Origin of the sequence: Deinococcus frigens DSM 12807 (assembly GCF_000701425.1) — a bacterium.
Classification (GTDB): Bacteria; Deinococcota; Deinococci; order Deinococcales; family Deinococcaceae; genus Deinococcus; species Deinococcus frigens.
In genome coordinates this window covers 21,554-30,784 of sequence record NZ_JNIW01000042.1, presented here as the reverse complement: position 1 = coordinate 30,784, position 9,231 = coordinate 21,554, and the positions used below count along the sequence as shown (strand labels likewise).

The 9,231-nt window shown below is 65.6% G+C and carries 13 protein-coding genes; 5 read left to right on the top strand and 8 right to left on the bottom strand.

The features are described 5' to 3' along the window. Positions 1-378 precede the first annotated feature (378 nt). The 3 genes from Q322_RS22565 to Q322_RS0113855 are packed head-to-tail and all read right to left on the bottom strand — an operon-like array spanning position 379 to position 1,598. On the bottom strand, positions 379-645 hold the full coding sequence (locus Q322_RS22565) for a DUF2442 domain-containing protein (protein WP_162176618.1): 267 nt from the start codon (positions 643-645) through the stop codon (positions 379-381). Continuing rightward, positions 645-824, bottom strand: a complete 180-nt coding sequence (locus Q322_RS23440) for a hypothetical protein (RefSeq protein WP_156953056.1) — start codon at positions 822-824, stop codon at positions 645-647. Before Q322_RS23440 ends, Q322_RS22565 begins: the two co-directional genes overlap by 1 nt. 45 nt (positions 825-869) lie before the next feature. Beyond that, the gene (locus Q322_RS0113855) at positions 870-1,598 is read right to left on the bottom strand and encodes an SIR2 family NAD-dependent protein deacylase (protein ID WP_029478506.1); all 729 of its coding nucleotides are present in this window, start codon (positions 1,596-1,598) and stop codon (positions 870-872) included. 98 nt (positions 1,599-1,696) lie between these two features. Between Q322_RS0113855 and Q322_RS0113850 the strand changes: the two genes are divergently transcribed. The 3 genes from Q322_RS0113850 to Q322_RS0113840 all read left to right on the top strand — a co-directional run bounded on the left by Q322_RS0113850 (position 1,697) and on the right by Q322_RS0113840 (position 3,883). Further along, positions 1,697-2,260: a UbiX family flavin prenyltransferase gene (locus tag Q322_RS0113850; protein WP_029478505.1), complete on the top strand. Its 564-nt coding sequence runs from the start codon at positions 1,697-1,699 to the stop codon at positions 2,258-2,260. Between the two features lie 13 nt (positions 2,261-2,273). After that, the gene (gene ispD, locus Q322_RS0113845) at positions 2,274-2,951 is read left to right on the top strand and encodes a 2-C-methyl-D-erythritol 4-phosphate cytidylyltransferase (protein WP_029478504.1); all 678 of its coding nucleotides are present in this window, start codon (positions 2,274-2,276) and stop codon (positions 2,949-2,951) included. A gap of 65 nt (positions 2,952-3,016) precedes the next feature. Further along, on the top strand, positions 3,017-3,883 hold the full coding sequence (locus Q322_RS0113840; RefSeq protein WP_029478503.1) for a 4-(cytidine 5'-diphospho)-2-C-methyl-D-erythritol kinase: 867 nt from the start codon (positions 3,017-3,019) through the stop codon (positions 3,881-3,883). 150 nt (positions 3,884-4,033) lie between these two features. On the opposite strand, the gene Q322_RS0113835 is transcribed toward Q322_RS0113840, so the two are convergent. The 3 genes from Q322_RS0113835 to Q322_RS0113825 form a co-directional block, all read right to left on the bottom strand. After that, on the bottom strand, positions 4,034-5,023 hold the full coding sequence (locus tag Q322_RS0113835) for an NADPH:quinone oxidoreductase family protein (protein ID WP_029478502.1): 990 nt from the start codon (positions 5,021-5,023) through the stop codon (positions 4,034-4,036). Positions 5,024-5,073: 50 nt separating this feature from the next. Next, the gene (locus tag Q322_RS0113830) at positions 5,074-5,277 is read right to left on the bottom strand and encodes a hypothetical protein (protein ID WP_029478501.1); all 204 of its coding nucleotides are present in this window, start codon (positions 5,275-5,277) and stop codon (positions 5,074-5,076) included. A 69-nt stretch (positions 5,278-5,346) separates the two neighbouring features. Next, on the bottom strand, positions 5,347-6,144 hold the full coding sequence (locus tag Q322_RS0113825; RefSeq protein WP_029478500.1) for an aminoglycoside phosphotransferase family protein: 798 nt from the start codon (positions 6,142-6,144) through the stop codon (positions 5,347-5,349). A gap of 65 nt (positions 6,145-6,209) precedes the next feature. On the opposite strand from Q322_RS0113825, the gene Q322_RS0113820 reads away from it, so the two are divergent. After that, a complete protein-coding gene (locus Q322_RS0113820; RefSeq protein ID WP_029478499.1) occupies positions 6,210-7,034 on the top strand; it encodes an undecaprenyl-diphosphate phosphatase in 825 nt (274 codons plus the stop codon). A gap of 73 nt (positions 7,035-7,107) precedes the next feature. Here Q322_RS0113820 and Q322_RS0113815 read toward each other — a convergent pair whose 3' ends face one another. Beyond that, positions 7,108-7,434 (bottom strand): hypothetical protein, encoded by a 327-nt coding sequence (locus tag Q322_RS0113815; protein ID WP_029478498.1) that lies wholly within the window; start codon positions 7,432-7,434, stop codon positions 7,108-7,110. After that, positions 7,431-8,030 carry a TetR/AcrR family transcriptional regulator gene (locus tag Q322_RS0113810; protein ID WP_029478497.1) on the bottom strand — a complete coding sequence of 200 codons (600 nt, stop codon included), beginning with the start codon at positions 8,028-8,030 and terminating at the stop codon, positions 7,431-7,433. Before Q322_RS0113810 ends, Q322_RS0113815 begins: the two co-directional genes overlap by 4 nt. Positions 8,031-8,151: 121 nt before the next feature. Between Q322_RS0113810 and Q322_RS0113805 the strand changes: the two genes are divergently transcribed. Next, positions 8,152-9,231 carry a pyridoxal phosphate-dependent aminotransferase gene (locus tag Q322_RS0113805; protein WP_029478496.1) on the top strand — a complete coding sequence of 360 codons (1,080 nt, stop codon included), beginning with the start codon at positions 8,152-8,154 and terminating at the stop codon, positions 9,229-9,231.

Sequence of the window (9,231 nt, the reverse complement as noted above, 5' to 3'; positions counted from 1 at the left end):
GCTTTGGGACAATCAAAAAGAGTTAAGCAAACTTGAGAACTATGAAAAATTATCGGAATTATTAAAGCGCTATACTCAGGAGTTGCACCTATGAATAGCGCGGGAGCAGCGTCCCAGACGATAAATCTTGACCTGCTCGCGTGGGGCGGTTTCTGCCATTCTCTCGCCTTCCTCCGCTCGCTTGCATCTCAAAAGCTCAGTGTCTCAATGCTGTCGTCACGCCTTTCATCATTTTCCCGAACCGATCACGCCTATCCAATTTCGCCAGACTAGTCTGGCGATTACTCTGGGATTCTCCCGCCAGGAGAGGTTTTTTCTGATTATGCAGGTGCAACTCCTGAGCTATATTTAAATTCACAGTGGCATTAAATTTGCAATTTAGATTAAATTAATTCCGAAGTATAGTGGATAGTCTGACTTTCTGTCTAAAAATTTCTCTGGACGGAAAGAATTGGCATCCAAATCTATTTCTCCCGGCCAAATCAATGAGCGACCTTTATCGCCGATAGCCACTCTTTCGAAAAATTCCGGCTGTCTCAATGGCGCAAAAATACTGCCGATAGACAGCAAGCTACTGAGATCTGTAGTGATCTTGACCCCATCAGTAAATGTTAGGTGCAGAGTGTGGGGTGCTTCAGCGGTCACTACGGCGATTTTAAACATTTCTTCTTTCCACCCCGCTTTTTCACCGCTATCGCTTTCTTGATGTAAGCATTGTAGGTCAAAAAAAGAATAGGCTCATCAATCCAGCCTCTTCCTTCTTTTTCGTATCCTACCCACTTCCCACCGCTCTGCCTTTCACCTTCGTCAACACCTTTGGCCACGCAATCAGCGTTCACGGTGGCGCTATGTCGCTCAGTAGGCCAATCTTATCCCTCCATCAAAGCCGCCAACCCCCGCGAGGCCGTCTCGCGCAGGCTGAAGCTCAGGCGGGGGGTCAACTCGGTTTCGTCGGGGTTGATCTCGATCACCGTTCCGCCGCGTTCCAGCGTCTCGAAGGCCAGCCCCGCCGCCGGGTACACCATGCCGCTGGTGCCGATGATCAGGGCCACGTCGGCAGCGGCGAAGGCGTCGGACGCGGCCTCCAGCGCCTGTTCGGGCAGAAACTCGCCAAACCAGACGATGTTGGGGCGCATCCGTCCGCCGCATCTGGGGCAGACGGGCGGTGGCGTAAAGTCCGCCGGGGCGGGCAGGTCGTCCACCTGAGAGCAGACGTCGCAGCGGGCGGTGGTCAGGTTGCCGTGCAGTTCCACCAGTTTCTCGCTTCCGGCGCGGGCGTGCAGGCCATCCACGTTCTGGGTGGCCAGAAAGTAGCCGCCCTCCTTCTGGCGTTCCAGCCGTGCCAGCAGGTCATGTCCGGCGTTCGGCTGCGCGGCCATCACGTCGCGGTAACGGCCCGCGTACCACTCCCACACCAGCGCCGGATCGCGGAAATAGGCGTCCGGGCTGGCCAGGTCTTCAGGCTTAAAGCGCGCCCACAGTCCCTGCTGCGCGTCCCGGAAGGTGGGAATGCCGCTCTCGGCGCTGATGCCCGCGCCGGTCAGCACGGCCACGCGGCGGGCGTCACGCAGGGCGGAGCGGGCGTCGGCTAGGTTCATGGGGCCAAGTTTAACGGACGGCCTTCTGTCCCGCAGGCCACAGGCCACCCGCCCCGCCCCTGCTACCTTTGCAATATGTGCATCTTGAGGTACGGCCTTTGAGGCTGGTGGTGGGCGTGTCCGGGGGCAGCGGTATTCCCTACGCGCGGGATGTGCTGCGGGCGCTGCATGGCCTGAATGTCGAAACGCATCTGGTGGTCAGCAGCGGCGCAAAACGCGTCATGAGCGCCGAGGGCGGCCCGCAACTGGCCGATCTGACCGAATGGGCCACGCACGTCCACGAGGACCGCGATCTGGCCGCCAGCGTCGCCAGCGGCTCGTACCGCACCAATGGCATGCTGGTCATTCCGTGCAGCGCGGGCACCCTGGCCAAGATCGCGCACGGTTTTGCCGACAACCTGCTGCCCCGCGCCGCGCACGTGACCCTCAAGGAACGTCGCCCCCTCGTGCTGGTGCTGCGCGAGGATCCGCTGCCCCGGCCCACGCTGCACAACATGCTGGCCGCCCATGACGCGGGCGCAACGGTCATGACCGCCAGCCCCGGCTTCTATCACGCCCCAAAGGACGTGCAGGAGCTGCTGCATTTTGTCACGGCCCGCGTGCTGGACCAGTTCGGCCTGGACGCCCCCGGCTTCAAACGCTGGCGCGAGGATGGGGAATGAGCAGGATCACGACTTGACCAGCGCCTGCCTGCTGTCCGGCACCACGGCGGCCCTGATCCCCGCAGCGGGCAGCGGCACCCGCCTGGGCCTGGGCCACAAGGCGTTCGTGACGGTGGGCGGTCTGTCCCTGCTGGCCCGCAGCGTCGCCGCCCTGGCCCCGCATGTGGATGAGGTGCTGGTGGCCCTGCCGGACGGCCAGGAATTGCCCGCAGGTTTAAACGCCCGCGCCATCGTTGGCGGCCAGACCCGCCAGGACAGCGTGCGCCGCCTGCTGCGCGCCACCGTGGCCGACACCGTGCTGATCCACGACGCGGCCCGGCCCTTCCTGAGCGCCGACATCATCGCCGCGCTGCTGGAGGCGGTGGCCGAAACCGGCGCGGCGACGGTGGCCCTCCCGGTGGCCGACACCCTGGTTCACTCCGGGGGAGGCGGGCTGTGGGACGCGTCGGTGTCCCGTCAGGGGCTGTGGGCCGTGCAGACGCCGCAGGGCTTCCGCCGCGAATTGCTGTTGCGGGCACACGAACAGGCGGCGGCTGATGGCCACGCTGCCACCGACGACGCCGGACTGATCGCGCGGCAGGGTGGGCAGGTGCGGCTGGTGCGCGGCGACGCCCGGCTGTTCAAGGTGACCACTCCCGGCGATCTGGCGCTGGCGCAGGCCCTGGCCCCGCTGTGGGACCGGGAAGGCTGAAACTCTAAAGGTCTGAACGCCAGCCGGGACCGGCTGTTCCGGTCCGCTGCCTCCCCGCATATGGGATGCTGGGGGGCGTGAGCCTCAGCCGCCCGGTCCAACCCAGCAAGACCTATCTGGCCCCGGCCAAGGTCAATTTTGGCCTCAGCGTACGCTCCCAGCGCGCCGACGGCTACCACGAACTGCACACGCTGCTGGTGCCGCTAATGGTGGGCGACGAGCTGGACATTGCCCCGGCGGACACCCTGAGTCTGGAGGTGCTGGGCGCAGACCTGCCCGCTGATAGCCGCAATCTGGTCCACCGCGCGGCCCGCAGCTACCTGGACGCGGCGGGAATTTCGGCGGGGGTTTCCATCACCCTGCACAAGCATCTGCCGCTGGCCTCTGGACTGGGCGGCGGCAGCAGCGACGCGGCCACCACCTTGATGGCCCTGGCCCGGCTGTATCCGTCATCCGTGTCCCTGCGCGCACTGGCGCTGGGCCTGGGGGCGGATGTGCCCTTTTTCCTGCTGGGCCAGGCCGCCGTTGCGGAGGGCGTCGGCGAGGTGCTGATGCCTGTGCCGGTGCCGCGCACGTCCCTGGTGCTGGTCAATCCGGGAGTGGAGGTCAGCGCCCGCGACGCCTATATGTGGCTGGACGACGAGGAGGCTTTTAGCCCCGCCCTGGACGTGGGCGCGATCCTGGCCGCGCTGGGCGGAGGCCACAGCGTGCCGTACCCCAACGCCCTGCAAGACTGTGTCACCGCCCGCCACGCCCCGGTGCGTGAGGCTCTGGCTGCGCTGGCCGGCGCGGGCCTGCGCTCCCCGGTCATGAGCGGTTCGGGCAGCACCTGCTTTGCCCTGGCCCCCGACGACGAGCGCGCTTACGACGCCGCGCGGACCATCGCAAACGCCCACCCGGACTGGTGGGTGCAGGCGACGCAGACGTTGTAGCGCCAGCTTTCAAATCCCCCTCTCCACGCTTACCAGCGAGGTACTGCGACGGCAGTGGGGGTGAGGGGGCCACCGGGCAACTTGTGTCTCTCGGGCAACCTGTGTCTCTGGCAAGGCGCGCTGGCTGTTCCCTCGGCCTCAGTCAACGCCTCAGCGCCCCGGTTCGATCACCACTTTCCCGGTCGTCTTGCGGTCCAGAATGTCCTGAAAGGCGCGGGCGCTCTCATTCAGAGCGTAGGTCGGGCCAACTTGCGGCGTCACCTGTCCGCTGGCCACCAGCGGCGCAAGGGCCTGGGCTGCCGCCATGGTCGCCTTGCGGTCGCCCATCAGGCTGGTCAGCCACAGGCCGGTCACGGTCAGGTTGCGTTTCATCAGTTCGACCGGGCGCAGGTGGGCCGGTTCGCGGCTGGCGTTGCCGATCACGATGATCCGGCCCTGCCCCGCCGCCATCTCCAAGCTTTCCTGAAAACGCGGGCCGCCCACCACTTCCAATATCAGGGGCACGCCCTGGCCCCCTGCCGCGTCGCGCACCTTCTGCACGCGGTCCGGGTCGTCCTGGAGCAGGGTCACGTCCGAACCCAGATCGCGGGCAAGCTGGAGTTTTTCCACGGTGCTGGCCATCGCGATGACCTTCATGCCCATCGCCTTGGCCAGTTGCACGCTGGCGGTGCCCAGTGCCCCCGCCGCCGCCTGCACCAGCACCCACTCGCCTTCCTGGCCGCGTCCCAGGGTTTTGAGGCCGTGGTAGGCCGTGAAGTACGACACCGGAAAGGCGGCGGCCTGCGCGCCCGTGAAGTTCTCCGGCACCGGAATCACGGCTGCCGCCCTGACCACCGCGTACCTCGCCAGCGCCCCGCTGCCGCCCAGACAGGCCACGCGCTGGCCCACCTTCACGTTGCTGACGCCCTGGCCCAGAGACTGCACGATCCCGGCGAATTCCATGCCCGGCGTGTACGGCACGCGCGTGCGGGTCAGGTACTCGCCCGCCACTGCCAGCACGTCGGCAAAGTTGATGCCCACCGCCTCCACCTCGATGCGGATCTCGCCCTCGCCCGGCTGCGGCACGGCGATCTCCTGAATTTCCATCACGTCGGGTGGGCCGAGCCGTTCCACGACAATTGCCTTCATCTGATCGGTCATGGGGGGCAGCATAGCTGAGTGCGGAGGCCCGGACGCGCGCAGCTGCCGCTCTAGCCGTCCTCGTTGTCGGGGATGATGCCGCGCGTCATCTCCTGCTGCAACTTGCCCGACTCTTCGGTGGGCGTCTCGTTCTGGGGATCACCGTCGGGAATGTCGATCACGTCCGGGTGCGCCTCCGGCACGGTGCTCTGCACGATCTCGCCGCGCTGACCGGCCTTTGCCCTGTCCTCAGGAGTTCTGTCGTCGGAAGTCATACTGGTTAGCTTAACGCGTCCCTGTTCCCGCCATATGCAGGTTCGAACAACAGGCTTTAAGACGCCCGTTCATTTTCCCAACTCCGCCGCCGCGATTCGCGCCACGTCCAGCGTCTGTCTGGCCAGCTTGTCCTCGCCGCCCGCCAGATGCCACGCGGCAGACAGGCCCGCGTAGGCCAGCGCCCAGCGCAGCAACCGGGTGTATTCCAGATTCGCCGTCCCGGAGATGATTCGCGCCTGCCGCGCCAGCCTTCCCGGCGTGGTGGCCGTATCCAGATCAGGATTGCACAGGATGTTGGCATAATCGAAACTGCGCTCACCGACGAGGCCCTTCGGGTCTATAAAGAGCCAGCCGCGCTCCGGGCTGTGCAGCAGGTTGGCGTGGTGTATATCGCCGTGCAACACGCCCACCTGCTGCGGCGAGTCCAGCAGGGCGCGGGCCGTCTCCAGTGCGGTGGCCAGAATGCCGCCCCCACCGGGAGCCGCCTCTTCCAGCCCCTGAAACCAGCGCCGCAGTGTGGGCAGTTTGGGCCACGGCTGGGAGCGGGGCAACTTCGCCGCCGCCTCGCACAGCAGCCGGGTCGCCCCGTCGTCCTGACCCCCGCGCACCAGCTCAGTCAGTGAGGGCCGCACTTCCAGCCGCTCCATCAGCAGCGCCGCGCCAACGTGTTTATACACCTGGGCCGCGCCCCGCCCGTTCCACCAGACCATCAATTGGTTGCCCCGGCGTTCCTCCTCGCTGCGGGCGAGCTTGAGCATGGCCGCCTTGCCTGCGTAGCGCACGGGTAAAAGGTCACTGCTGTGGGTGTGGATGGCTGCGCCGTCCGGCTCCAGCTTCCAGCGGCTCACAGACGGCTTGAAGGTCACCCCCCCAGTCTGCACCTTTCGGGGGACGCCCCGTCCCGCGTGAGAGGGCTTACACTCTGGCGGTCATGGATTGGTTCTACGCGATTGTATACGGCATTGTCGAGGGCATCACCGAGTTCCTCCCGATCAGCTCGACAGGTCACCTGATCCTGACCGGGGACCTGCTGGGCGTGCCGTGGCCCAGGGCCGTCAAGAACACCTTCGAGGTGGTGATTCAGGGCGGCGCGATCCTGGCCGTTCTGGTGTACTACTGGCGTGACTTCCTGAACATCCGGCACATTGGCACGGACCCATCCCAGCGGACCCTGTGGCTGGGCGTGGTGGTGGCGTGTATCCCCGCCGTGATCCTGGGCTTGCTGTTCGGCGACGTGATCAAGGCCAATCTGTTTCGCCCCAGCGTGGTGGCCTGGGCGCTGATCGTGGGCGGCATCATCATGTGGCTGGTGGAAAGCCGCCGGATTGCGCCGAGTGTTCATGAGATCGAGACCATCGGCATTCGCAAGTCGCTGTTCATCGGCACCATTCAGTGTCTGGCACTGCTGTGGCCGGGCTTCTCGCGCAGTGCCAGCAGCATTCTGGGCGGCATGGTGCTGGGCCTGGACCGCCCCACCGCCACCAAATTCAGCTTCTACCTGGGCGTGCCCACGCTGGGCGGCGCAGCGCTGCTGGACTTCATCAAGAGCCGCGAGATCCTGGCCCAGATCGGCATTATCAACGTGGTGCTGGGCGCGGCGGTCAGCTTCGTGGTGGCGTATCTGGCGATTGGCTGGCTGCTGCGCTTCGTGTCCACCAACGACTTCAAGGGCTTCGCCGTTTACCGCGTGGTGGTGGGCGCGCTAATTCTGGTGCTGATCTGGACCGGGGTGATGGGGAACAGCAGTCTGGCATGAGCGGGAAGGTCTAACAGTCGAAAGGTCTGAACGCCAGGGTCAACTGAATGGCTCCGGCGTTCAGACTGTCGTTCTAGACCCCGTCCTCTGCCTCGCCCGGCCCGCTTTCCGGCACATTCTCCGCGCCCTCCTCGATCACGGTCATGGAACGCAGGGTCTGGCCCTGGTGCCAGCCGTACTCGGGATTCTTGAGGGCCAGCGTGGCGGCAATGACCTCGGCCACGCCGCGTTCCGGCTCGTCGTCCAGGCAGAACAGCAAAAACTTGCGCCCGCCAGGGGCGATGCGGATGAACAGGTCCGCGCCGATTTCCAGTTGCTGCGTGCGCCCAAATTTCTCGGCGCGGTCCTGCGCGTACTTCAGCGCCTGACGGATCGGGACGGTGACGGTGGGGTGGCTCATGCGCCGGACCCCAACTCGGCCTTCAGCCCGCCCAGCAGCATGTCCGCGAAGCTGTCGGCCACGTCCTGCGGGGTCAGCGGGCCGCCGGGGCGATACCAGGTGTAGGCCCAGTTGACGGCGGACAGCACCAGGTAGGCGGTCATGCGCGGGTCCAGATCGGCGCGGAAGGTGCCGTCCTGAATGCCGCGCGTGATCAGCTCGCGGTAAAAGGTGTCGATGCTGTCTCGCCAGCCGGTCACGCGGGCGTAGGCTTCCGGGGACAGGTGTTTCCACTCGTGAAAGAACACGGTGGCGCTGTCCATGTTGTCGGCCACCACCCGGATGTGGCGGTGCATGGCCTCGCGCAGCTTCTCGTCGGCGGGCATCTGGGTGTCGCGCAGGGTGAACAGCGCCTCGTCGAACTGCCGCGAGGCCACGTTGACGATCTCGATCAGCAATTCTTCCTTGCCGCTGATGTGCGCGTACAGGCTGCCGCCCTGCATGCCCAGATCCCCGGCCAGATCGCGCATGCTGGTGGCGTGGTAGCCGCGCTCGGAAAACAGGCGGCTGGCCGAATCGAGAATCTGGGCGCGGCGGGGTTTGGCAGTTTCAGTCATGGGTGCGGGAGGGCGTGGGGAGCGCCGATTGACCCCCAGCGTAGCACGCTGTCTCACGGGCGTTTGGCACTTGTGGACGGCGCTACCCCGCAGACGGGAGGCGGGTGGTAAAACACAGGGCATGACCTCCAATCCTCCTGTCACAGGCGCGCCTGTGGGTGTGCGGCCCGCTGTCCGGGCGGTTCCGGCCTACCCCTTCAATCCAATCAAAGTGCCGATCAAGCTCGATCAGAACGAGAATCCATATGATTTCCCGGCGGAACTGAAGGCCAGGGCCGCCGAGCGCATGCTGGCGCAACCCTGGAACCGTTACCCCGATCTGCACGCCGATACGCTGGCTGCCTGGATCGCCGAATACGAGGGCTGGGAGCCGGGGGGCGTGGTGGTCACCCCCGGCAGCAATGTGCTGATCAAGCTGCTGACCGAGCTGGCGGGCATTGAGCAGACCGTGCTGACCGTAGACCCGACGTTCAGCGTGTATACCCTGGAGGCCAAGATGCTGGGCGCGCGGCTGGTGCAGGTACCGCTGAATGGGGACTTTTCCATGCCGGTGGACCGCCTGAAAGTCGAACTCCAGCGCCAGCGCCCCGGCGTGCTGTACATCACCCAGCCGCACGCGCCGACAGGCCATGTGGACGACGAGGCCGCCGTGCGCGAGCTGCTGGACGCTGCCGGGGAATGGGTGGTGGTGCTGGACGAGGCCTACTACCAGTACAGCCGCACCGATGGCCGTGACCTGGTGCGCCAGTTCCCCAACGCCCTGAGCCTGCGGACCTTTTCTAAGGCGTGGGGGCTGGCCGGACTGCGCGCCGGGTACGCGCTGGCGGGAGCTGATCTGGCCACGCAGCTTCAGAAACTGGTTCCGGCCTTCAATGTCAGCAGCTTGATTCAGGCGGCGCTGGAAGTGGCCCTGGAATATCCCGGCTACGTGCAGCAGCGTGTCGCGGAGGCGGTGGCCGAGCGGGAGCGGGTGCTGGCGGCGCTGGAGAATCACCCCACCTGCCAGGCTCTGCCCAGCCGCGCCAACTTCTTTTTGCTGCGGACCCCCGATGCCGAGGTTGCCTACCGCTGGCTGATCGACTGCGGCATCGTGACCCGCCGCCAGGACCGCCAGAGGGGGCTGGAAGGCTGCCTGCGCGTGGGTATCGGCACGCCTGCCGAGAATGACGCGCTGATCGAGGCTGTGCGGGCGCTGAAGTAG

Bases quoted from the DNA above. Each gene is read 5' to 3' on its own strand.
- Q322_RS0113835 (WP_029478502.1), bottom strand. From the start codon at position 5,023: ATGACCGATCAGATGAAGGCAATTGTCGTGGAACGGCTCGGCCCACCC.
- Q322_RS0113815 (WP_029478498.1), bottom strand. From the start codon at position 7,434: ATGAGCCACCCCACCGTCACCGTCCCGATCCGTCAGGCGCTGAAGTAC.
- Q322_RS0113820 (WP_029478499.1), top strand. From the start codon at position 6,210: ATGGATTGGTTCTACGCGATTGTATACGGCATTGTCGAGGGCATCACC.
- Q322_RS0113810 (WP_029478497.1), bottom strand. From the start codon at position 8,030: ATGACTGAAACTGCCAAACCCCGCCGCGCCCAGATTCTCGATTCGGCC.
- Q322_RS0113855 (WP_029478506.1), bottom strand. From the start codon at position 1,598: ATGAACCTAGCCGACGCCCGCTCCGCCCTGCGTGACGCCCGCCGCGTG.
- Q322_RS0113830 (WP_029478501.1), bottom strand. From the start codon at position 5,277: ATGACTTCCGACGACAGAACTCCTGAGGACAGGGCAAAGGCCGGTCAG.
- Q322_RS0113805 (WP_029478496.1), top strand. From the start codon at position 8,152: ATGACCTCCAATCCTCCTGTCACAGGCGCGCCTGTGGGTGTGCGGCCC.
- Q322_RS0113840 (WP_029478503.1), top strand. From the start codon at position 3,017: ATGCTGGGGGGCGTGAGCCTCAGCCGCCCGGTCCAACCCAGCAAGACC.